Consider the following 21,137-nt stretch of genomic DNA (forward strand, 5'->3'; position numbering starts at 1 on the left):
GAACGCTCTGAGCGGGTGCGCGAAGCGGTCAATATCCTCGACAAGCGCCGCGTCGATTTCGAATATGACGGCGAGATGGCCGCCGACGTGGCGCTCAATGCTCGCGTCATGGAGCAATACCCGTTCTGCCGCCTCTCGGGCACGGCGAACGTGCTCGTGATGCCGGCGTTCCACTCGGCATCGATTTCGACCAAGATGCTGCAGGAACTCGGCGGCTCGACGGTGATCGGCCCGCTGCTCGTCGGCTTCGACAAGTCGATCCAGATCGTCTCGATGTCGGCCAAGGATTCCGACATCGTCAACATGGCGGCGATCGCGGCCTACAACGCCGGCATGTAGGACCGGCATTGCCGGTCCGGCGGCTGCTTCATTTTGGTGCAGCCGCCTTCATTCGGGTCAACGCGCGACCCCGATTGGTAGCAATTCGATACAACTATAAAGAAGAAAAGCCCGCTCTCCGAAAAGGAGGCGGGCTTAATAACTGGCAATGCATTTATGTTTAAGGTAATGAAAGACGGAGTCTTGGGAACCCTATACCTGTCGACCCCCGGAAGATCGGCAGTTTCTCCATTTATTTTCTCTATTCGTTCGTCATAAAATTAGAGAAGAACATGACAATACATGTCTCTCTTTCGACCTTGAAAGTCAAATCCATCATTAATAATTGGTTAACCTCACCGGGACCCGGTCAGGAGGCGGCGCCACCGAAACGTCCGGCATCTGCGCCGTAGTAGTTGAGGTAGCGGCCCGAGATATTGCTGATCGGCAAAACGATCAGAACGTCGGTGGTGCGGAACGCATGATCGACCACGGCGCCATCGCCGACCATCGCGCCGAGGCGCATATAGCCCTTGATCAACGGCGGCAGAGCGGCGAGCGCCTTCTTGGCATTGATCGCCTCGGCCGGCATCAAATCCATCGTCCGGTGCAGCTCGGGCCGTGCGCTGACGGCCCAGTCGTCGCGGGCGCGGATGTTGTGGTGCAGGAAGGACAGCGCCAGCGCATGCTCGGCCGGAACGACACCCGGGAACGAACCGCAGCCGAACATCGCGTCCATGCCGTATTTGAGCGCATAGGCCCAATTGCCCTGCCACAGGAGTTCGACCGTGCGCTTGGTCCGGTAGTCCGGCAGGACGCAGGAGCGGCCGAGCTCCATGAAGCGCTTGGTCGGATGACGGGCGAGAAGCGCGTCGATCGCGAATTCGGAAGACGAGTAAAAGCCGCCGGAGCGCTCAGCCACATCCTGGCGCAGCAACCGGTATGTCCCGACGATCTGATCTTCGGCGTCGCCTTCGATCGAGGTGTCGAGAACCAGCAGGTGGTCGCAGATCGCGTCCCAGCTGTCGACGTCGCGCTTGCGCCGATCGGCCTCGGGGCCGACCTGCGCCTTCATCTCCTCGACGAAAACCTTGTAGCGCACGGCCTGGGCAGCATCGATTTCCGATGCCGTGCGGGCAAGGCGCGTCTCAAGATTGGCGATCCGGCCAAGCACGTCGGTCGTCGGGACGGCAGCTTTCGTGCCGATGCAAGCCTGAGAAGTGTCAACCACGTTCGCTGAATCCAGTAGCTCGATGGCCATCCGCGTTATCCCGAATCAAATCTGTCTGCGGGGGCTTAGACCACGTTTCTGCAACAACATAGTGACATGAAAGTTGCGTACAACCCCCGCCGCCCGATCAATACCGTAACCATCGCAAGAGTTACCGTTTGCGCAGCAGACGCGCGATCTCCGAAGTCAGCACCTGCGGGTCGGCCGGCTTCGCCAACACCACATCGGCGCCGGCGGCAAGCAGGTGGTCGCGCATATCCTCGCGGATATCGGAAGTCAGCACGATGACCGGCAACCTTGGCAAGGAGCGTATTGCCTCGTCATTACGGATGTGCCGCATCATGGAAAGCCCGTCGCCACCCGGCATATTGAGGTCGGTGACCAGAAGTGCCGGCAAGGCGTTTCCGGCAGGGGCTCGCAGCGTCTCGGCGACCCCCGCGAAGTCGCTGACGAGCTGCACCGCGTGTCCCGAACGCTGCAACAGCGTGCGGATGATCAACGCATTGATCGGATCGTCCTCGGCCAGCAGGATGCCGTGTCCCGGCCGGCGGACGGGTTCAACGACGGGCTCCTCGCGCAGGACCGGCCTGTTGTCGTTGATCGCGTCGCGTTTTTCGATGCCCTTCAGGCGTCCGAGCAGCACTTCAATCAGCGACTTTTCGCGCAAGGGCCGGATCAGCCAGGCCTCGTAGCCATCCATCTGGTTGACGGGGTGGCTGTTGCGCTCCTCCGGATTGATCAGATAGGTGCGGCGAACCTCCAGCCGGCCGATGGCCGGCTGGAGTGCGAGGAGCTGCTCGTACTGCTGCGCATGCCGGTGGTCGACGATCACGTCGGTGAGTGGCGCGCCACCTGCCTGCACATCGGCAAGAACATGCTGGGCTGCGGCAAGCGTCGTTGCGCGATGACAGCGCCCGCCAAGCGTCGCGATGGTTGCCGCCAGCGCCGCCGAGGCCGGTCCATCGGGAGCCATGACCAGCACATGCGACCCGGCGAGGGTGGAGCGGCGCTCCGACGCAATCGCCTCGACTTCGGCAAGCGGCAGGCGGATTTCAAAGCGGCTGCCGCGGCCGGGCGCGCTTGCGGCCGTGAGACTGCCGCCGCAGGCCTGCATGATGCGCCTGGAGATCGCGAGGCCGAGCCCTGTGCCCTTGGCGCGTTGCTCGTCGTTGCCGGCCTGCTCGAATTCCTCGAAGATGCGCTTCAGGTCGTCGGGCGACATGCCCGGCCCCGTATCGTCGATACGGATCCGCACGCAGTCCTCGATCGTGTCGGCGCTGACGAAGACGCCACCGACTTCCGTGAATTTGACCGCGTTGCCGATGACGTTGAAGAGCACCTGGCGCAGGCGCGCCGCGTCGAAAGCCATCAGCGCGGGCACGTCGACGGAAACGGTGGCGCCGATCTCGATGCCCTTCTCGTGGGCGCGATTGGAGAGCATTTCCACGACGCTCTCGATCACGCCGCGCGGATCCTGGCGGCTGGGGCGAAACTGGAAGCGGCCGGCTGAAAGCGACGAGAAGTCGATCAGGTCTTCGACGAGCTGGACCAGAGCGTGGCCGGATTGCTGCATGCCGGCGAGATAGTTCTGCTGCTCGCTCGACAGGCGGGTCTGGCCGAGCAGATGGCTCATGCCGAGAATGCCCGAAAGCGGCGTGCGGATCTCGTGGCTGACGGTGGCGAGCAGCCGCGACTTTGCCTGGCTCGCCTCCTCGGCCCGCCGGCGCGCCGCCTCACGCTCGCGCGCGGCGCGCGCTTCCTCGGTGACATCACGCGCAATGCTGTGACGCATGAGCTTGCCGCTCGCCGGATCGCGGGCGATCACGTCATGCCAATCGAAAAGGCGGACGCCTTCGGCCGCGGCGATGCGCACGAGGTAATGATTGGGCGCAGCCTTCGGCTCGAACCTCAGCCCAAGGGCGCCGCAGGCCATGCCCCGGACATCCGATCGGCCGCAGACCTGATGGAAGACAGCATTGGCGTGGACGATCTTTCCGTCCATGCCACGCATGATCGCAAGGTCACCCAGCGCATCGTGAATGGTCGAAAGCAACGCCGAGGTTTCGGAGCGGTGCCAATCCTGGTCCCGCTCCACCTCATCGGAAACCGGCACGCTATCAAACGCGCGGATGGCTTCGACGGCGAGCAGAAGCGCACCGACCACGCCGGCCGCGGCAATCGCCGCGGCGAACAGGTGGAAGCCGGCAGTCATGCCGACGACGAGGACAAGGCCGGAAGCGACCAGGCCGAGCAGCGCCAGGGATACGTAACTAAGCGCAGAGCGCGCGCCGGAAGCCGGCTGCGCCGACACCTGACGGGACGCCGGCCCATCGAGCGGAAGCGCCGAAACCGACGCAGCCTTACCCGCCCGGGCGTCTCTCCCGAAGCCGGTTTCGATCCGCTCTAGCAGTCGTGACGGTTCGCTCATGCGTTCCGGCTAACACGACAGGCGTTCTGAATGGCTTCAAGGCTTCGATAAAATCTTAGCGATCCGCTTTTTTCGCGTGCAGTAGTTCGTCAAGAATGATCGCGCCGGCGCCGATGGTGATGAAGGTATCGGCCAGATTGAAGACGGCGAAAGACCACGTCTCCGTATAGAACAGGATGTAGTCGATGACGTAGCCGAAGAGCAGCCGGTCGACGAGGTTTCCGAGCGCGCCGGCGATGATCAGCGCATAGCCGAAATGGGCGAAGAACCGATCCTTCGGCGTGCGCTTCCACAGCCAGAGCACAAAGGCGCAGACGGTGAGCCGCATGCCGACGATGAACCAGCCCTCCATGCCTGACAGCATCGAGAAGGCGACGCCGTAGTTGTAGGTGCGGTAGAGCGCCAGCATCGGCACGACATGGACCGCCTGATTGAAGGGCAGGTAAAGCTCGATCAGATACTTGATCACTTGGTCGGCGATGAGCGCGAAGACGATGAAGACCGCGATCGGCAGCGGCCGCGAAAACAGCACCTGCTTCTCGCTCATGCGCGGGCATCCAGGGTCAGAAGGTGGCGACGCGCCTCGAACAGCATGATGCCGGTGGCAATCGCCAGATTGAGCGAGTCGGCGCGGCCGGCCTGCGGGATGCGGGCAAGCGCACCGGCTTCTCGAGCGAGTTCCTCCGGCAGACCCGACTGCTCGTTGCCCATCAGAAGCACGACTGGCTTGGTCTTGTAGTCAATGGTGCGATAGTCGACAGCGCCGGCGAGATGGGTCGCGACGACCTTCACGCCGGCGGATTTCTGCCAGCGGATGAAGTCCTCGACGCTGGCGCGCGCCACCGGCATGGCAAAGACCGAGCCCATGGTCGCACGCACGGTTTCGAGCGAAAACGGATCGGTGGTCTCGCCGACGAGAATGACGCCGGAAGCGCCGGCGGCATCGGCGGTGCGGATGACGGTGCCGAGGTTGCCGGGATCGCGGACGCGGTCGAGCGCCACATAGGTTTCGCCCAATTGCGGCTTCAGGTCCTTCAGCGACTGGTAACGCTGCTCGAAGATGCCGACGACCATCTGCGGATTGTCGCGCCGGGTGATCGTCGACAGCACTTTCTCGCTGACTTCCAATACCAGGCCGCCCTTGGCGAAGGTCTTTGCCGCCACCTGCTCCACGTGCGGCTTGCCCTTGGCCGCCTTGGCATAGATCAGCGTCTTGATCTTCCAGCCAAGGTCGAGCGCGTCGATCACCAGCTTCAGGCCCTCGGCCATGAAGGAGCGCGTCTCGTCGCGGTGCTTCTTCTGCGTCAGCGCGCGGATGTCCTTGATGATCGGGTTGGTGAGGCTCGTGACCTCCTTCACCTGACCGACACGACCGGTGCCGTGTTCGCTTCTGTCGTTCGTCATTGCGGTACCCAGCGGCTGAAGAGTGAGGTCGAAAGCGCCCTGCCCGGCTCGCGACCGTCAAGCCCGCCCTCGCGGATGATGAGCTCGCCCGACTCCACCCGGCCGCCGTGGCCGCGCATCGTCTCGCGCATCAGTTCATGGATCGAGTAGAAGCTCGCCCGGATCGAATAGGCCGTCAACACCAGGCCGCGCGCCTCCGGCGACAGGATCTCGCGGCAGATGTCGAGCATCGCCGCCAGATGGTCGAAAAGCTGCCAGACCTCGCCGTTCGGCCCGCGGCCGAACTTCGGCGGGTCGGTCAGGATGATGTCGTAGCGGCTGCCGCGGCGCTCTTCGCGCTGGATGAACTTCATCGCATCGTCGCAGATCCAGCGGATCGGCAGGTTTTCGGCCCGCGCCAGCTGCTGGTTTTCGCGCGCCCAGCCGATTGCCTTCTTGGAGGCGTCGACATGGGTCACCTCGGCGCCGGCCCTGGCGGCGATCAGCGAGGCGACGCCGGTGTAGCCGAAGAGGTTCAGCACCTTCAGCGGCCGCCCCGCCCTTTCCACCTGATCCTTCACCCAGCTCCAGTGCGCGAGCTGTTCCGGGAACACACCGACATGGCGGAACGAGGTGAAGCGACCGTGGAAATCGGTGCCGAGAAGCTGCATCGGCCAGGTCTCGCCGAGCACGGCGCCAGGAAAGCGCCAGCGCCCCATGCCGTCTTCGTCGGTGTCGCCGGTGAAGATCGCGTCGGCTTTTTCCCAGACGCTATCGGGCAGGCTGCGCGGCCAGAGCGCCTGCGCCTCGGGGCGCACGATGCGGTAGGGACCGTATTGCTCAAGTTTTTCGCCGGCGCCGCTGTCGATCAGGTGATAGCCGGATGCGTCCGACGTTTCGAGAATGAGCGGTATGCGCTCGGCCGGCTTTTCCCCCGTTCGCCGCGCGATCACCCGCGCCGGCGTTTCCTGTGCAGGCGTATGCTTTGCTGGCTTCTCGCGCGTCTCCGCCGTCTGCGCTGCCGCCGGTCGCGCCGGCCGTTCCTTGAAGCCGCCGCCCTTCGGCGGTGCCGAACGTTTCTGATCGTGGCGGCCGCCGCCACGCGCTTCGGCACCACGGCCCTTGGCCGTCGTCACGGAGGCATTCTTCGACCGCCGGTCCTTTTCCTTCACGCTGAAATCCCTGGGCTTTGTTAGTGCATGGGCCGCCTGCCTGCGCAGTATCCGGGACGGGCCGGCGGACGCCATGAGGTTTGTCGCCGCAGCCTGAAGCCGCGGCATCTCTTGAAGCTGCAAATAGCATCGCTGATGCTCTTGGCAAAGCCGTTTCCGTTTTGCGAAGATAACGCGCAAGAACCCGCTGCGAATTTTCTTGGGCTGGAACCGGCTTCGCAACAAAATTCCGCGGCAGGTCTAGTGTGTCGAAGCGACATTTGCGCGTCGATATCGGGCGCGCGGCGTCGCATGGGGGGGAGGAAAACGCATGGACATGACCGGCGAAGAGCGGATTGCGGCTGGGCGCGACGCGGTGTGGCGCGGCCTCAACGACCCGGAAATTCTCAAGCGATGCATTCCCGGGTGCCAGTCGCTGGAGATGACGTCGCCAACCGAGCTTGCGGCCGTGGTGAAGATCAAGATCGGCCCGGTCTCGGCCTCCTTCACCGGCAATGTCGTGCTCTCCAATCTCAATCCGCCGCAGAGCTATACGATCTCGGGCGAAGGAAAGGGCGGCATCGCCGGCTTTGCCAAGGGCGGCGCCGACGTCGCCTTAACAGCGGACGGGGACGAAACGGTGCTGCGTTACGACGTCAAGGCGGAGATCGGTGGCAAGCTCGCGCAGCTCGGCTCGCGCCTGATCGACTCAACCGCCAAGAAGCTGGCGCAGCAATTCTTCGCCGATTTTAGCGCCGCCGTCGGCGGTACGGCGGAAGCTGCGAGTTAAAGAGGCGACGCGGACCGAACGGGCGCCCCGTCTCGGTCTTCGCAGGCTTGTGAACTTCTGATCAGTTCTGCGGCGCTGCGAGCGTCGCCTGGGTTGCGAGCTTTTCCGCCTGGCTGCGGTGTTTCTCCGCCTCGCGGTGCCACTTCACTGCTTCGTTGGCCTCGTTGCGCGCGCGCCGCCGGTACTTGCCCTGGCTGAACCAGGTCGCGGCGGCACCGAGGATGACGCCGACGATGACCGCAAGGAACAGGAAGACGAAGAACGGCGCGCTCACGGAAAGCACGCTGTCTTCCGGCCGGAAGGGGTTCAGCGCCAGCGTTACGCTCTGGCGGTTGGCCACGCTCAGCACAATCAGGATGATAGCGACCGGCACGAGAACAACGATGTTGATCAGTTTCTTGAACATTCAATCGCTCCATCTCGCCGACGCCCGTGCTCTTTGCCAGACGCTTGCCGGCAACGGGCCTCGTATAAAAGGGGTCGTTAGGGGTCTCTGGCGACCGCCAAGGATGATCAATCCTCGTCTTCCCCGTTCATGCCCGGGTTGAGCCGCTCGCGCAGTTCCTTGCCGGTCTTGAAAAACGGTACCCATTTTTCCTCGACAAAAACGGAATCGCCGGTGCGCGGGTTGCGCCCCGACCGCGACGGCCGGTTCTTGACCGAGAAGGCGCCGAAGCCACGCAGTTCGACCCGGTTGCCTGCAGCGAGCGCGTCGGTGATCTCATCGAGGACCGCGTTGACGATATTTTCGACGTCGCGGTGGTAGAGATGCGGATTGCGAGCCGCAACAATCTGCACCAGTTCTGACTTGATCACTGTCGCCCCCTCAAATTCTTGTTTGTTTTGCTTTTTCGGTCTGCATTGTGATTTCCGCAAGGCGGTGCGCGGCATTTGCAAAATCACCGACATCGCTCGACGGCTCAGGCTGGGTATATGTCGCCTTGCTCATTGGCCATCAACCTGCCAAACCGAAACAAGACCGTCAAGAAACAACTTGTCGCCTGCAATTTTTTCGAGCCCGCTCATTGCCGGAAAAGCGTCATATCCCAACATCTTGATCCAGTTGCCGACCAGCGCGCCGAGGCCAAAAGGCAGGGTCTTGCGGGGGGCTTCCCAATCGACGATCGGCAGGTCCTTCGACACCTTTTTCTCCGTGAGGAAGGCGCGAATTTCGTCCTCGCCGCCGAGCTTGTCGACGAGCTTGGCGTTCAGCGCCTGGCGACCGGTGAAAATGCGTCCGTCGGCGAGCAGCAACGCATCGGGACGCGGCAACTTGCGGCGGTCGGCAACCAGGTCGACGAACCAGGCGTAGCTGTCGTCAATCATCGACTGGATCATGGCCTTCGCCTCGTCGCTCGCCGGATGGAAGGGCGAAGGTTCCGCCTTCAGCGGCCGCGACTTGATCGATTCCAGGGAGACGCCGAGCTTGTCCATCAACTCCTTGACCTGCGGATACTGGAAGATGACGCCGATGGAGCCGGTGATCGAGCTCTCACCGGCAACGATCGTATCGCCGCCGAGTGCGATCATGTAGCCTGCCGAGGCGGCAAGTGTGCGCACGTCGGAAACGACCGGCTTCTTGGCCGCCACCTTGCGGATCGCCTTGTAGATGACCTCGCCGCCATAGGTGGTGCCGCCCGGCGACGAAATGGTCACCACCAGCGCCTTGACGCTATCGTTGTCGGCAATCTTCTGCAGGCGCTCGAGCAGTTCGCGGTCATCCTGGATCAGGCCGGTGATCGCAACGCGCGCCACATGCTGCCTGTTGTGGCCGACATCGTCGGCAGCCCCGGACCAGGCAAAGATCGCGAGCGCGACGAGGAGAAGCAGCCCCGCGACCACAAAGCGCCAGAAGCTCAACTTCCGGCGCAGGCTGCGGCGATCGGCGATGGCGAGTTCGTCCATGTGGGTTTCTCCCGATTTGTTGGCGCTGCTTCTGTCAGTTTCCGCGGGAACGTGCTATCTGCGCGCGAAGAGGCATATTCCATAGACGCGCTTGACCACGGTTGAAAGCCGCGGCTGGCGTTTTTGCGCTTCACCCGAGTTTTTTTGCGGCGCCATTGTGCGTCAGCAAAAAATATCCATATTTGCGACGACTTACACCAATGTATGTAAATGACCCCCACGTTGGGTCAGCGACAAAAGCAGTAGAACCGACAGGCCCTTCCATGTTGAACCACGCGCCAGCCCCGGGCATCTTTGCCGATACGGGTGCGAGCTCCGCCGACGCCTATGCGCTCGCCGCACGGCATTCCGCGCGCGTGCGCCGCCTGAAGATCATCCTGCCGATCATCGCCGGCGTCATTGCCGTCATTTTTGCCGCCGTGTCCTTCGTGCGCGCGTTCATGCCCGTCGACCTGCAGATCGAGACCGCGACGATCGAGGACGGCCAGATCGTCATGAAGAATCCGGCGATCTCCGGTCGCAACAAGCAGGGCATCAGCTACTCGATGAAGGCCCAGCGGGCGCTTCAGGATATCGCCAACCCCGACATCATCACGCTGCAGACGATCCACGCAGAAATGCCGATGAAGGATTCGATGATAGCGACCGTCGACGCCACCAACGGCATCTATGATCGCGGCGCCAATACACTCGACATGAACGCCCCGTTCACCATTTCCGTCAATAATGGCATCAACGCCGACTTCCAGTCGGCCTATCTGGACATCAATGCCGGCGAGATGGAAACGAAGCAGCCCGTTGCGATCAGCATGAAGGGTGGTTCGATCATTGCGCAGACGCTGCGAATGACGGATAAGGGACGTATTGTAATTTTCGAGGGTATGGTGAGGGTGAACGTCGAGCCCGCAGCCATCCGCAAAAACGCGAAATAGGACCCGGTGCACTCCATGTCGGTCACAACCGCATCATTTTTCAAGATTTCCGCCAGCCTGGCCATTGCCGGAGCCGGCGCTTTGATTATTGCCTCCGGCGCTTTTGCGCAGGCCACGTCGAGCAAGATGAAAGGCCTTGAGCTGTCCAACGACAAGCCGATCCAGATCGAGAGCGACAAGCTCGAAATCAAGGACCCGGAAAGCAAGGCGATTTTTACCGGCAACGTCAAGGTCGTGCAGGGCACGACGACGCTGCAGGCCGGCAATATGGTCGTCTTCTACAAGTCCGGCGGCGGCTCGGTTTCGAGCGGCGACGCCGACATCGACCGTATCGAGGTCAGCGAAAAGGTGTTCCTGAGCTCCGGCACGCAGCAGGCGACGGCCGATACCGGCTCGTTCGACATGACCAAGCAGGTCTTCGTTCTCAAGGGCGACAAGGTCGTTCTCTCCGAAGGCAAGAACGTCTTCGTCGGCTGCCAGCTTAACGTCCAGATGGAAACCGGTGAGGCCCAGCTCGAAGCCTGCGGCGGCCGCGTGCAGATCCAGCTCGACCCGAAGTCCCGCAAGACGAACTGACGTAGACCGCTCGTGCAACTTCCCTTCCTCCACAAGCGCAAACGGGTCCGCAAGCCGTCGGCGACCACTGCGGTCGCTTCCGGCCATGCGGTCGACAAGGCGCGCTATGACGGCACCCTGATTGCCCGCGGACTGACCAAGGCCTATCGCGAGCGTCGGGTCGTCAACGGCGTGTCGCTGGTGGTGCGGCGCGGCGAGGCCGTGGGCCTGCTCGGGCCGAACGGCGCCGGCAAGACCACCTGCTTCTACATGATCACCGGCCTCGTCCCCGTCGACGAGGGTTCGATAGAGATCAACGGCAATGACGTGACGACCATGCCGATGTACCGGCGTGCACGCCTCGGCGTCGGCTACCTGCCACAGGAAGCGTCGATCTTCCGCGGGCTGACGGTCGAGGAGAACATCCGCGCCGTGCTCGAGGTTCACGACAAGAACCTGGAGCGGCGCGAAAGCAAGCTCAACGACCTGCTCGGCGAGTTCAACATCACGCATCTGCGCAAGTCGCCGGCGATCGCGCTTTCTGGCGGCGAACGCCGCCGTCTCGAAATCGCCCGTGCGCTTGCGACCGACCCCACCTTCATGCTGCTCGACGAGCCCTTTGCCGGCGTCGACCCGATCTCGGTCGCCGACATCCAGGCGCTTGTCCGGCACCTGACCTCGCGCGGCATCGGTGTGCTGATCACCGACCACAATGTCCGCGAGACGCTCGGCCTCATCGATCGCGCCTACATTATCCATGCCGGCGAGGTGCTGACGCATGGTCGCGCCAACGACATTGTCACCAATCCTGACGTGCGCCGGCTCTATCTCGGCGACAATTTCAGCCTCTGAGACCGCCTCGCGGGCGATTCCGCCCGCGAACGCGCTTGACCAAACCTTTCCGATAAGCAATTTTTGGGCCAATTAAGAAAAGGGCCCGACCGGCGACCGGAGAAGCACCGCGGCCCCTGGAGATTTCTCGGGAGTTTCGCGTCAGCATGGCCCTGTCCGCCAGCCTTCATCTGCGCCAGTCCCAGTCCCTGGTGATGACGCCACAGCTCATGCAGTCGATCCAGCTGCTGCAGATGACGCATCTTGAGCTCAACCAGTTCATCGCCCAGGAAGTCGAAAAGAACCCGCTGCTCGAATTTCAGGCAAATGACGATCAGGTCGCCCCGGAGCAGGGCGAGATGGCCGGCGGAGACGAGAGTGGCGGAAGCGACGACGGCGGCCAGGCGGATCTCTATGACAGCGCCACGTCGCAAAGCGGCGAGCGGCTCGACGACCAGCTCGATGCCGATTTCGCCAATGTCTTCCAGGACGACACCACGCCGCAACGCGCCGATGCGCCGGAACTGCTTGGCCAGTGGAAATCGATGCCCGGCAGCGGCGAGGGCGAAGATTACGACCTCGACGATTTCGTCGCCGGCCGCAAGAGCCTGCGCGAAACGCTCCTGGAGCAATTGCCCTTCGCGCTGCCGGTTCCTTCCGATCGACTGATCGCGCAGCATCTCATCGACCAACTCGACGACGCCGGCTACCTGCAGGCGGACCTCGGCGAGGTTGGCGAACGGCTGGGTGCCGCCCATGCCGATGTCCTCAGGGTGCTGCTGACGCTGCAGCAGTTCGATCCGCCCGGTGTATTTGCCCGCTCGCTCGGCGAGTGTCTCGCCATCCAGCTGCGCGCCCGCGACCGGCTCGATCCGGCAATGGAGGCGCTGCTTGCCAATCTCGAACTCCTGGCGCGGCGTGATTTCGCGACGCTGAAGAAGATCTGCGGCGTCGACGAGGAAGACCTGATCGACATGCTGGCGGAAATCCGCAAGCTCGACCCGAAGCCCGGCACCAGCTTCGAGACCAGCGTCAGCGAGGCGATCGTGCCCGATATCGTCGTGCGGGCAGCGCCCGACGGCTCATGGATGGTCGAACTCAATCCGGATGCGCTGCCGCGCGTTCTAGTCAATCAGGACTACTTCGCTTCGGTGTCACGCGGCACGCAGAAAAACAGCGCCGACCAGGCCTTCCTCAACGAATGCCTGCAAAATGCCAACTGGCTGACGCGCAGCCTCGACCAGCGCGCCCGCACGATCATGAAGGTCGCCACCGAGATCGTGCGCCAGCAGGACGCATTCCTCGTCAACGGCATCGGGCACCTCAGGCCGCTGAACCTCAAGACCGTCGCCGACGCCATCAAGATGCATGAATCGACCGTCAGCCGCGTAACCTCGAACAAGTACATGCTGACGCCGCGCGGGCTGTTTGAGCTCAAGTATTTCTTCACCGTCTCGATCGGCTCGGCCGAGGGTGGCGACAGCCATTCGGCGGAATCCGTGCGCCACAAGATCCGCACGCTGATCCACGAGGAGAGCACCGAGGCGGTGCTTTCTGACGACGACATCGTCGACGTCCTCAAGAAGGCCGGCATCGATATCGCGCGGCGCACGGTCGCCAAATACCGGGAAGCGATGAATATCCCCTCCTCCGTGCAGCGCCGGCGGGAGAAGCGCGCGCTCGCCAAGGCCGCCGGTTTCTGAGCACCGGAAGTTAAGGCGCATTAACTTTTTTGCGACCTTCGATTGACTCTCTCCGACACAGACGATATGAGCCCGCCGCAATTGCCGGGGACTGCTCACCCCGGAAGCCTCCGGTGCGACCGGTGGCTGCGACAGAGGCGCGCTCGCAAGTCTGAAAGGCTTGGATGACGGGACCGCTTGGAATAGACTGGCTGCGCAAATCACGAACGAGAGAGGAAACTCCATGAGTGTGCGTGTATCCGGTAAACAGATGGAAATCGGCGATTCGTTCCGCGCCCGCATTGGCGAGCAGATCGAGCAGGCCGTTACCAAATATTTCGACGGAGGATATTCAAGCCAGGTCACTGTGGAAAAATCCGGGCCGCGCTTCAGCGCCGACTGCAAGCTTCATCTCGATACGGGCGTGGTAATGCAGGCGAACGGCCAGGCGAACGATCCACAGGCTGCGTTTGACGCGGCGTCGGATCGCATCGAAAAGCGTCTGCGTCGCTACAAGCGCAAGCTGAAGGATCACCACAACGGCAACGGACAGAACGCTGCCGAGGTGGCTTACACAGTGATGGATTCGGTGCCGTTCGAGGACGACGAAGTTCCCGAGGATTATGCGCCGACCATCGTGGCTGAGAGCTCGAAACAATTAAGGACGATGTCTGTCGCAAGCGCCGTGATGGCGCTCGACATGACGGACGAACCCGTCCTGATGTTCCGCACTCCCGGCAAGGCCGAACTGAATATCGTCTACAGGCGCAACGATGGAAATATTGGCTGGATCGATGCTGCCAATATCAAAGCATGAGCGAAAAAAGAGGGATGCCGGCGTGCCGGCGTCCCTCTCCCGCAACTCAGCGGCCAGGCCGGAAATGTGACTTTTCTGTGCATGGGATCCGCCATGACAAAGATGGTTAGAGCCATTGCGACGCATTTGTGATGATGTTGTCCGGCTCTAACCGGCGAACGAGGACAAAAGAATGGCATTGGCAGGTCTACTGCATCAAAATGCGATCATCCCGGCCATGAGGGCCAACTCGAAAAAACAGCTCCTTCAGGAATTGGCGGCAAAAGCTTCTAAGATCACCGGGGTTCCCGAGCGTGAAATCTTCGACGTGATCCTGCAGCGCGAGCGCCTTGGTTCCACCGGCGTCGGCAACGGCATCGCCATTCCGCACGGCAAGCTCAACAATCTCCCCTCGATCATCGGCATTTTCGCGCGTCTCGACACGCCCGTCGATTTCGAGGCGCTCGACGACCAGCCGGTCGATCTCGTATTCCTGCTGCTCGCTCCGGAAGGCGCCGGCGCGGACCACCTCAAAGCCCTGTCGCGTATCGCCCGCGTGCTTCGCGACCAGGACATGGTCGCCAAGATCCGCTCGAGCGATTCCGCCAGCGCGATCTACACGCTGCTCGACGACGACGCGACCTCGCACGCGGCCTGAGCTTGAACAACGGGGCGCATCCGGCAGGATGCGCACAGTCCGCCCGAAGCCTGCTTCAGTAGAGCTGACGCCCGTTCAAATGATCAATGAAAATCCGGAACAGGGCACCCTGGCTCGAAATGCCGAGCCGGCGATAGATGTTCTTGCGGTGGATGCGAACCGTGCCCTCGGCAATGTTCATCACCTTGCCGATCGACAGGTTGCTGTGGCCCCTAAGGATGAGGCGCACGATGTTGCGCTGCTGCTTGGTCAGCCGATCTGAACACAGGCTTTCGAACGCCGCCTCCATCGCATCGTCGCCCTCCTCGGAGGGCGACGGCGCAATCGTCTGGCCCTGCTGGCGCCAGTTCGACCTGATGGCCTCGCGCACGATCGGCTCGTAGACGCGCAGCCTGGCCAGCTCCGTCTCGCTGAAAGGCTCGCCGCCGCGGCCGCGCATCAACGAGTAGGTCGCCTGCAGGCCACCATCGAGCGGGATGACGAAGCCCACCTCCTCGACGAGAACGCCGGATTCCATCGACACGCAGGGATGCACTTCCGCCGACGACGAGAAGTCGGACAGGAAGAACTGGTCCGGCGCAAGCTCGCGCATTCGCCAGAGCCCTGCCGGCTGGCCGGCACAACAGGCGACGTAAAAGGGATCGAGCAGGTAGGCGCCGCCGAGATAGGCGGAAAGCGCACTTGCCGACACCTTGGCCGTATAGCCGTCATGCAGGACGATCGGCCTTGCATCGTAAGGATAGGCAAACGCGACCGAGAGATCGAAGCCGGTGACCGATCGGAGCATCCGATCGAGCGCTCGGCCGAAATCTTCCGTGCCGATCAGGCCGATCATCGCCGAGATATCGACGGACTCGCTTGCGAGCATTCCCTTGTCATCCCCCAACCCTACGTATCCCCCATGGGATATCGACAGCCCCTCACTCGTCAACAATAATTCCAGGAGAGTGAGAAACCGGATCCGTCGCGGGTCGTCATCGGCGACCGCTGCGAAGGATGCGCCAAGGGGAGGATTAAGATGGCAGGCAGGCTTTCAGGCAAAGTGGCGCTGATCAGCGGTGGCGCGGGAGGCTGCGGTCTTGCCGCATCCGAGCTGTTCGCGCGCGAAGGCGCCAAGGTCGGCATCGTCGATCTGCCGCGCAGCAAAGGCGAAGAGGTGGCCGCCTCGATCCGCGCCAACGGCGGCGAGGCGATTTTTGCCCCGGCCGACGTCTCGGTGTCGGCCGAGGTGACGTCCGCCGTCAAGGCGGTTGAAGCGGCCTTCGGCGCCATCATCGTGCTCTTCAACCACGCCGGCATCCTCGCCGTCGGTCCCTTCCTCGAAACGGAGGAGGACGAGTGGGACCGGCTGATGGCGGTCAATGTGCGCAGCATGTTCCTGATGACCAAGGCGGTACTGCCAGGCATGCTTGCGGCCGGCGGCGGCAGCATTGTCTGCACCTCGTCGATTTCGGCCGTGGCCGCAACGCCGATGGAGGTGCTCTATGACACCACCAAGGGCGCCTGCCACATGTTCGCCCGCGCCATCGCCGTGGAATTCCGCGACCGCGGAATCCGCTGCAACGCAGTCTGCCCGGGCTTCATCGCCACCGACCACGGCAAGCGCGAGCTCGTCGGGCTCAGCAAATACGGCGTTGACGTTTCGGAAGCGGCGATCGCCGCGCAGCAAGGCCGCATGTGCGATCCGAAGGAAGTGGCGAACGCGGCATTGTTTCTGGCGAGTGACGAGGCGAGCTTCATCAACGGCACGCATCTGTTCGTCGACAATTGCTTCACCGCGGTTTGAGGGAGGGGAAAATGCTTCAGGCAGGTGGCCACTGGCGCAACTGGGTCGGTAACCAATCATGCATCGTGCGCCATCGCGGCGCGCCGGAGAGTGAGGCGGCACTTGCCGAAATGGTGCGCGAGGCAACCGCGCAAGGGCTGAACGTTCGCTGCGCCGGTTCCGGACATTCCTTCACGCCAGTGGCGCTTACCAGCGGGCTACAGCTGACACTCTCGAGCATGCAGGGCGTCGTCAACATCGACAGCACCCGCAAGCGCGTGGCGGTCAAGGCCGGCACCACTATCAACCAGCTCGGCAAGGTGCTGAAGGAGAACGGCCTGTCGCTGATCAACCAGGGCGATATCGACAGCCAGGCGCTAGCCGGCGCGCTGACGACCGGCACACATGGCACCGGCGCCAGGCTCGGCAACATGGCCTCGCAGATCGTCGGCATGCGGCTGGTGCAGCCCGACGGCAGCATCCTCGTGGTCGACGAGACCACGCCGGATCTGCTTGAGGCGGCACGCGTCTCGGTCGGCATGCTCGGCGTGATCTCGGAGATCACATTACAGGCGATGGAAAGCTACAATCTCCATGAAAAGCTCTGGCGCTGCACCTTCGACGAAATGATCGAACAGCACGACGAGCTTGCCGCCAAGCACCGCCATTTCGGTTTCTTCTGGTGCCCGGTTCCGGAGAGCCGCCACTGCTACTGCCTGCCGGACACGGCCTCGGTGTCGACCACGGACAAGACCTCCGACGTCTGCGAGATGAAGGTGATCGACATCACCGAGGAAGCGCCGATGGAGCGCGGGTTCGAGAAGATCGCCTATTCCTCGGAGATCTACCCGATCGAATACGTGCCGAACTTCCACGAGCTCGAATATGCAGTGCCCGTCGCCCACGGCAAGGAAGCGGTAAAGGCGGTGCGTAAGCTGATGCTGGAAAAGCACCCGACCTGCATCTACCCGATCGAGTATCGCTTCACCGCCGGCGATACCGGCTGGATCAGCCCCTTCTTCGAGCAGGATTCGATCACGCTTTCGGTCTCGGGCGAACCGGGCACCGACTATTGGGAATATCTGAAGGACGTGGACACGATCCTCAGGCAGTACGGTTCGCGGCCGCACTGGGGCAAGCTGCATTTCCTCGGCGCCGAGGATGTGACGGCACTCTACCCCCGAGCGGGCGATTTCCGGGCACTGAGGGCCAAGGTCGATCCCGAGGGACGTTTCCTCAACGATCACCTGCAGCAACTGTTCGGATAGCGCCGGCGAACGAACGCACACCGCTACGCTTAGCCCAAACAAGAACGCCGCGCGAAGTTCGCGCGGCGTTCTTGTTGAATTCTGATCGGCAGGATCAGGCGGTCGGCGCGTCGCCGTTTTCGCCAGCGACGACCTTGGGGCCGCCCTTGGAAACGCCGACCATGGCCGGGCGCAGGACGCGGTCGCCGATGGTGTAGCCGGCCTGGACGACCTGCAGCACCGTGTTGTTCGGCACATCCGCATTCGGGATTTCGAACATCGCCTGGTGGAAGTTCGGGTCGAACTTCTGGCCTTCCGGCTCCAGCTTCTTGACGCCGTGGCGCTCAAGCGCCGAGAGCATCGAGCGCTCGGTCATCTCCACGCCTTCGATCAGCGTGTTGAGACCGGCCTCACCGGCTTCCTTGGCTTCCGCCGGAATGGCATCGAGCGCGCGGCGCAGGTTGTCGGATACCGCCAGCATGTCGCGGGCAAAGCCAGCGACGGAGTAGGACTTGGCATCCTTGACGTCGCGTTCGGTGCGACGGCGCAGGTTGTCCATTTCGGCGGCAAGCCGAAGGTACTTGTCGCGCAGCTCGGCGCTTTCTGCCCGTGCGAGTTCCAACGGATCGGGCTCGGCAACGGCTGCTGCCTCGGCAGCGTCCGGTGCGGCGTCGAATACCTCGTCGGTGGCCTCGGGTCCGTGCTTGTTCGTATCGTCGGTCATGACGTTCTCCGCAGTGTCGTCTGTATTGTCCTTCGCATTTCCACGCCGCAAGCGCGAGCCTGCGTTTCAGCAAAAATGCTTGGGGACTGGATTTGAAGCCGATATCGAGGTTTGGGGCCGAAAAATCAAGGGTTCAATCGCGCTCCTACAGCGCCGCGCGTCCTATCAGACGCGCGAAGGTCGCTGTAGCACTTTGATTTGCTGCATGTCTTTGTCCTTCATCGAGATCGATCAATGAGACATGCAGCGACTAAAAGCGCCCTTAGCGCGAAAGCCGCGACATCAGCTGCGCGGTATAATCGACCATCGGAACGATGCGCGAGTAGTTGAGCCGCGTCGGCCCGATGACGCCGACGGCGCCGACGATGCGGTCCTCGCCATCGCGATAGGGCGCGACGATCAACGACGAGCCGGAAAGCGAAAACAGCTTGTTTTCCGAGCCTATGAATATCCGCACCCCAGGGCCGCTTTCGGCGAGATCGAGCAGCTCGATCATGCTGTCCTTCTTTTCGAGATCGTCGAACAGCATTCTGAGCCGGTCGATGTCCTCGGCACCCTCGAGGCCTTCGAGCAGGTTGGCGCGGCCGCGCACGATCAGGCGCGCCGGCTTCTCGTCGCCCTCGTTGCCCGACCAGATGGCAAGACCGCGCTCGACAAGATCCTGCGACAGCGCGTCGAGCTCGCCGCGCACCGTCAATTTCACCTTTTCGAGCTGCGCCCGCACCTCGGCGATCGTCTGTCCGGCGAGATGGGCGTTGAGGAAGTTCGCCGCTTCCGTGAGCTGCGAACTGGTGACGCCGGCCGGGAGCTCGATGATGCGATTTTCCACCTGGTCATGTTCGCCGACGAGCACGGCCAGCGCCTTGGTCGGCGCCAGGCGGATGAACTCGACATGCTTCAGCACCGGATCGGCCTTGGCGGTGATGACGAGACCCGCGCCCCGCGACATGCCCGACAGCATCTGGCTCGCTTCGGTCAAAAGCGTATCGACCGGCTGGGTATGGTCGTCGCGCCGCACATGGCGATCGATCGAGGCGCGATCTTCGGGAGAGAGGTTGCCGACCTGCATGAAGGCGTCGACGAAGAAGCGCAGGCCCGTCTGGGTCGGCAGGCGACCGGCACTGACATGCGGCGAATAGATGAGACCGAGATCTTCGAGATCGCTCATAACGTTGCGCACGGAGGCAGGCGACAGCGCCATTGGCAAAAGCCGCGACAGGTTGCGCGAGCCGAGCGGCTCGCCGCTCGTCAGATAGGTCTCCACGATGCGACGGAAGATTTCGCCCGAGCGCTCGTCGAGCGCCGCGGCGATTTCCTTTGCTCCGGGATTGCGCAGTACCATGTCACTCCACATATGCAGGCACATCCTGCCGTGGCCGGAATATAGTGTCCCTGCGGTCCGTTGGCAAAAGGGAAAAAACGGTCGAATGTCCGGCTTTCCACCGGATCCCTTTACCTCTGCCATGCTCTGCAGCGCCGCGCATCCTTGGACGCGCCAAAGGTCGCTGCAGCACCTTAAACTGCTGCATAATTTTGTCCCTAAATCGATTTCGATTTAGGGAATTATGCAGTAGAAGGCTCACGAGATACGATAGGAGTTGACGATGCGGCCATCCGGCAGAAAAACCGATCAAATGCGCAAGGTTTCTTTCGAGCGCAATTTTTCCAAGCATGCGGAAGGCTCCTGTCTGGTGCGGTTCGGCGACACGCATGTGCTGTGCACCGCAAGCCTTGAGGAAAAGGTTCCGGCCTGGCTGCGCAATGGCGGCAAGGGCTGGGTGACGGCGGAATACGGCATGCTGCCGCGCGCCACCGGCGAGCGCATGCGGCGCGAGGCAGCCAGCGGCAAGCAGAGCGGTCGCACCCAGGAAATCCAGCGGCTGATCGGCCGGTCGCTGCGCGCCGTGGTCGATCTGCCGGCGCTCGGCGAACGCCAGATCTCGATCGACTGCGACGTCATCCAGGCCGATGGCGGCACGCGCACTGCCTCGATCACCGGCGCCTGGATCGCGCTCCACGACTGCCTGAAGTGGATGGAAGCCCGCAACATGGTCAAGGTCGAGAAGGTCCTGAAGGATCATGTCGCGGCCATTTCCTGCGGCATCTTCGCCAACCAATCGGTGATCGATCTCGATTACCTCGAAGATTCCGCTGCCGAGACCGACGCCAACTTCGTTATGACCGGCTCCGGCGGCATCGTCGAGATCCAGGGCACGGCCGAAGGCAAGCCGTTCTCGGAAGAGGAATTCGCGAGCCTGATGGGCCTTGCCAAGACGGGCATTGCCGAACTGGTCGCGCTGCAGAAGCAGGCGATCGCCGGCTGAGGAAGGAACGTCAAGATGGCCCCGGCGCTGGAAGGCATTCTCGAGACCGCCCTTTACATGGGTGATCTCGATGCCGCCGAGGCCTTCTACGGTGGCATTCTCGGGCTCGCAAAGATCACGCGTGCCGGCAACCGCCACGTCTTCTATCGCTGCGGACCGGGCGTGCTTTTGATTTTCAATCCGGCCGAAACGCTGAAGCCGCCGATCCCGCACGGCACGAGCGGCCAGGGCCACATGTGCTTCCGGGTTTCCGCCGCAGCGCTGGACGCCTGGAAGGCGAAACTGGAAGCGGCGGGCATCGCGATCGAAGCGGACACCCGCTGGCCGAACGGGGCGCGGTCCTTCTATTTCCGCGACCCGGCCGGCAACAGCCTTGAATGTGCGGAACCGGGCCTCTGGTCCATCGACTGAACACGA

Annotated in this window: 23 protein-coding genes; 12 read left to right on the top strand and 11 right to left on the bottom strand. The window is 62.6% G+C overall.

Annotation, left to right across the window (positions count from 1 at the left end):
• Positions 1-339: phosphate acyltransferase (locus BLU15_RS31990; protein WP_256386715.1), on the top strand; the 339-nt coding region annotated here is incomplete at its 5' end.
• A 349-nt stretch (positions 340-688) separates the two neighbouring features.
• Here the strand turns inward: BLU15_RS31990 and BLU15_RS31995 are convergent.
• The 5 genes from BLU15_RS31995 to BLU15_RS32015 form a co-directional block, all read right to left on the bottom strand.
• On the bottom strand, positions 689-1,579 hold the full coding sequence (locus BLU15_RS31995) for a l-ornithine N(alpha)-acyltransferase (protein ID WP_034797430.1): 891 nt from the start codon (positions 1,577-1,579) through the stop codon (positions 689-691).
• Between the two features lie 121 nt (positions 1,580-1,700).
• Positions 1,701-3,977, bottom strand: a complete 2,277-nt coding sequence (locus BLU15_RS32000) for a hybrid sensor histidine kinase/response regulator (protein WP_090300943.1) — start codon at positions 3,975-3,977, stop codon at positions 1,701-1,703.
• 55 nt (positions 3,978-4,032) lie between these two features.
• The gene (gene lspA / locus BLU15_RS32005) at positions 4,033-4,524 is read right to left on the bottom strand and encodes a signal peptidase II (RefSeq protein ID WP_090300945.1); all 492 of its coding nucleotides are present in this window, start codon (positions 4,522-4,524) and stop codon (positions 4,033-4,035) included.
• Positions 4,521-5,381: a TrmH family RNA methyltransferase gene (locus BLU15_RS32010; protein ID WP_043615629.1), complete on the bottom strand. Its 861-nt coding sequence runs from the start codon at positions 5,379-5,381 to the stop codon at positions 4,521-4,523. The genes lspA and BLU15_RS32010 overlap by 4 nt, the downstream gene beginning before the upstream one ends.
• Positions 5,378-6,532, bottom strand: a complete 1,155-nt coding sequence (locus tag BLU15_RS32015) for a class I SAM-dependent rRNA methyltransferase (RefSeq protein WP_034797624.1) — start codon at positions 6,530-6,532, stop codon at positions 5,378-5,380. The genes BLU15_RS32010 and BLU15_RS32015 overlap by 4 nt, the downstream gene beginning before the upstream one ends.
• A 310-nt stretch (positions 6,533-6,842) precedes the next feature.
• Between BLU15_RS32015 and BLU15_RS32020 the strand changes: the two genes are divergently transcribed.
• The gene (locus tag BLU15_RS32020) at positions 6,843-7,301 is read left to right on the top strand and encodes an SRPBCC family protein (RefSeq protein WP_060580658.1); all 459 of its coding nucleotides are present in this window, start codon (positions 6,843-6,845) and stop codon (positions 7,299-7,301) included.
• A 61-nt stretch (positions 7,302-7,362) separates the two neighbouring features.
• Here BLU15_RS32020 and BLU15_RS32025 read toward each other — a convergent pair whose 3' ends face one another.
• The 3 genes from BLU15_RS32025 to sppA all read right to left on the bottom strand — a co-directional run bounded on the left by BLU15_RS32025 (position 7,363) and on the right by sppA (position 9,206).
• Positions 7,363-7,707 (bottom strand): lipopolysaccharide assembly protein LapA domain-containing protein, encoded by a 345-nt coding sequence (locus BLU15_RS32025; RefSeq protein WP_034797442.1) that lies wholly within the window; start codon positions 7,705-7,707, stop codon positions 7,363-7,365.
• 107 nt (positions 7,708-7,814) lie between these two features.
• Positions 7,815-8,210, bottom strand: coding sequence for an integration host factor subunit beta (locus tag BLU15_RS32030; RefSeq protein WP_370689537.1), 396 nt, complete (start codon positions 8,208-8,210; stop codon positions 7,815-7,817).
• A gap of 36 nt (positions 8,211-8,246) precedes the next feature.
• Entirely contained in the window at positions 8,247-9,206 is a 960-nt protein-coding gene (sppA, locus tag BLU15_RS32035) for a signal peptide peptidase SppA (RefSeq protein WP_090300947.1), read from the bottom strand.
• A gap of 263 nt (positions 9,207-9,469) precedes the next feature.
• Here sppA and lptC point away from each other — a divergent pair, with 263 nt between their 5' ends.
• From lptC to ptsN, 6 genes are all read left to right on the top strand, one after another.
• Positions 9,470-10,138 carry an LPS export ABC transporter periplasmic protein LptC gene (gene lptC / locus BLU15_RS32040; protein ID WP_090300949.1) on the top strand — a complete coding sequence of 223 codons (669 nt, stop codon included), beginning with the start codon at positions 9,470-9,472 and terminating at the stop codon, positions 10,136-10,138.
• Positions 10,139-10,153: 15 nt separating this feature from the next.
• On the top strand, positions 10,154-10,714 hold the full coding sequence (locus BLU15_RS32045; protein WP_034797449.1) for an LptA/OstA family protein: 561 nt from the start codon (positions 10,154-10,156) through the stop codon (positions 10,712-10,714).
• A gap of 12 nt (positions 10,715-10,726) precedes the next feature.
• A complete protein-coding gene (lptB, locus tag BLU15_RS32050) occupies positions 10,727-11,545 on the top strand; it encodes an LPS export ABC transporter ATP-binding protein (protein ID WP_034797451.1) in 819 nt (272 codons plus the stop codon).
• A gap of 146 nt (positions 11,546-11,691) precedes the next feature.
• Positions 11,692-13,227, top strand: coding sequence for an RNA polymerase factor sigma-54 (gene rpoN, locus BLU15_RS32055; protein ID WP_090300950.1), 1,536 nt, complete (start codon positions 11,692-11,694; stop codon positions 13,225-13,227).
• Between the two features lie 223 nt (positions 13,228-13,450).
• Positions 13,451-14,023 (top strand): ribosome hibernation-promoting factor, HPF/YfiA family, encoded by a 573-nt coding sequence (hpf, locus tag BLU15_RS32060; RefSeq protein ID WP_034797455.1) that lies wholly within the window; start codon positions 13,451-13,453, stop codon positions 14,021-14,023.
• Between the two features lie 172 nt (positions 14,024-14,195).
• Entirely contained in the window at positions 14,196-14,660 is a 465-nt protein-coding gene (ptsN, locus tag BLU15_RS32065; protein WP_034797457.1) for a PTS IIA-like nitrogen regulatory protein PtsN, read from the top strand.
• 55 nt (positions 14,661-14,715) lie between these two features.
• Here the strand turns inward: ptsN and BLU15_RS32070 are convergent, their stop codons facing one another.
• Positions 14,716-15,528: a helix-turn-helix transcriptional regulator gene (locus BLU15_RS32070; protein WP_060644091.1), complete on the bottom strand. Its 813-nt coding sequence runs from the start codon at positions 15,526-15,528 to the stop codon at positions 14,716-14,718.
• 150 nt (positions 15,529-15,678) lie between these two features.
• Between BLU15_RS32070 and BLU15_RS32075 the strand changes: the two genes are divergently transcribed.
• A complete protein-coding gene (locus tag BLU15_RS32075; RefSeq protein ID WP_090300952.1) occupies positions 15,679-16,446 on the top strand; it encodes an SDR family NAD(P)-dependent oxidoreductase in 768 nt (255 codons plus the stop codon).
• An 11-nt stretch (positions 16,447-16,457) separates the two neighbouring features.
• Positions 16,458-17,693 (top strand): D-arabinono-1,4-lactone oxidase, encoded by a 1,236-nt coding sequence (locus BLU15_RS32080; RefSeq protein ID WP_090300954.1) that lies wholly within the window; start codon positions 16,458-16,460, stop codon positions 17,691-17,693.
• Between the two features lie 94 nt (positions 17,694-17,787).
• On the opposite strand, the gene grpE is transcribed toward BLU15_RS32080, so the two are convergent.
• A complete protein-coding gene (grpE, locus tag BLU15_RS32085; RefSeq protein WP_034797465.1) occupies positions 17,788-18,396 on the bottom strand; it encodes a nucleotide exchange factor GrpE in 609 nt (202 codons plus the stop codon).
• Between the two features lie 262 nt (positions 18,397-18,658).
• Positions 18,659-19,738 (bottom strand): heat-inducible transcriptional repressor HrcA, encoded by a 1,080-nt coding sequence (gene hrcA, locus BLU15_RS32090; RefSeq protein ID WP_034797467.1) that lies wholly within the window; start codon positions 19,736-19,738, stop codon positions 18,659-18,661.
• 262 nt (positions 19,739-20,000) lie between these two features.
• On the opposite strand from hrcA, the gene rph reads away from it, so the two are divergent.
• Positions 20,001-20,720: a ribonuclease PH gene (gene rph, locus BLU15_RS32095; RefSeq protein ID WP_034797469.1), complete on the top strand. Its 720-nt coding sequence runs from the start codon at positions 20,001-20,003 to the stop codon at positions 20,718-20,720.
• Between the two features lie 15 nt (positions 20,721-20,735).
• On the top strand, positions 20,736-21,131 hold the full coding sequence (locus BLU15_RS32100) for a VOC family protein (RefSeq protein ID WP_090300956.1): 396 nt from the start codon (positions 20,736-20,738) through the stop codon (positions 21,129-21,131).
• Positions 21,132-21,137 lie beyond the last annotated feature (6 nt).

Source organism: Ensifer sp. YR511 (assembly GCF_900103045.1).
GTDB classification, from domain to species: Bacteria; Pseudomonadota; Alphaproteobacteria; order Rhizobiales; family Rhizobiaceae; genus Ensifer; species Ensifer adhaerens.

What these genes read in the sequence shown, in the direction of transcription:
- grpE (WP_034797465.1), bottom strand. Translation starts at nt 18,396, where the DNA reads ATGACCGACGATACGAACAAGCACGGACCCGAGGCCACCGACGAGGTA.
- BLU15_RS32020 (WP_060580658.1), top strand. Translation starts at nt 6,843, where the DNA reads ATGGACATGACCGGCGAAGAGCGGATTGCGGCTGGGCGCGACGCGGTG.
- BLU15_RS32075 (WP_090300952.1), top strand. Translation starts at nt 15,679, where the DNA reads ATGGCAGGCAGGCTTTCAGGCAAAGTGGCGCTGATCAGCGGTGGCGCG.
- ptsN (WP_034797457.1), top strand. Translation starts at nt 14,196, where the DNA reads ATGGCATTGGCAGGTCTACTGCATCAAAATGCGATCATCCCGGCCATG.
- rpoN (WP_090300950.1), top strand. Translation starts at nt 11,692, where the DNA reads ATGGCCCTGTCCGCCAGCCTTCATCTGCGCCAGTCCCAGTCCCTGGTG.
- BLU15_RS32070 (WP_060644091.1), bottom strand. Translation starts at nt 15,528, where the DNA reads ATGCTCGCAAGCGAGTCCGTCGATATCTCGGCGATGATCGGCCTGATC.
- rph (WP_034797469.1), top strand. Translation starts at nt 20,001, where the DNA reads ATGCGGCCATCCGGCAGAAAAACCGATCAAATGCGCAAGGTTTCTTTC.
- BLU15_RS32045 (WP_034797449.1), top strand. Translation starts at nt 10,154, where the DNA reads ATGTCGGTCACAACCGCATCATTTTTCAAGATTTCCGCCAGCCTGGCC.
- BLU15_RS32100 (WP_090300956.1), top strand. Translation starts at nt 20,736, where the DNA reads ATGGCCCCGGCGCTGGAAGGCATTCTCGAGACCGCCCTTTACATGGGT.
- BLU15_RS32030 (WP_370689537.1), bottom strand. Translation starts at nt 8,210, where the DNA reads ATGTCGGTGATTTTGCAAATGCCGCGCACCGCCTTGCGGAAATCACAA.
- hrcA (WP_034797467.1), bottom strand. Translation starts at nt 19,738, where the DNA reads ATGGTACTGCGCAATCCCGGAGCAAAGGAAATCGCCGCGGCGCTCGAC.
- BLU15_RS32025 (WP_034797442.1), bottom strand. Translation starts at nt 7,707, where the DNA reads ATGTTCAAGAAACTGATCAACATCGTTGTTCTCGTGCCGGTCGCTATC.
- BLU15_RS32080 (WP_090300954.1), top strand. Translation starts at nt 16,458, where the DNA reads ATGCTTCAGGCAGGTGGCCACTGGCGCAACTGGGTCGGTAACCAATCA.
- lspA (WP_090300945.1), bottom strand. Translation starts at nt 4,524, where the DNA reads ATGAGCGAGAAGCAGGTGCTGTTTTCGCGGCCGCTGCCGATCGCGGTC.
- lptC (WP_090300949.1), top strand. Translation starts at nt 9,470, where the DNA reads ATGTTGAACCACGCGCCAGCCCCGGGCATCTTTGCCGATACGGGTGCG.
- BLU15_RS31995 (WP_034797430.1), bottom strand. Translation starts at nt 1,579, where the DNA reads ATGGCCATCGAGCTACTGGATTCAGCGAACGTGGTTGACACTTCTCAG.
- BLU15_RS32010 (WP_043615629.1), bottom strand. Translation starts at nt 5,381, where the DNA reads ATGACGAACGACAGAAGCGAACACGGCACCGGTCGTGTCGGTCAGGTG.
- hpf (WP_034797455.1), top strand. Translation starts at nt 13,451, where the DNA reads ATGAGTGTGCGTGTATCCGGTAAACAGATGGAAATCGGCGATTCGTTC.
- sppA (WP_090300947.1), bottom strand. Translation starts at nt 9,206, where the DNA reads ATGGACGAACTCGCCATCGCCGATCGCCGCAGCCTGCGCCGGAAGTTG.
- BLU15_RS32000 (WP_090300943.1), bottom strand. Translation starts at nt 3,977, where the DNA reads ATGAGCGAACCGTCACGACTGCTAGAGCGGATCGAAACCGGCTTCGGG.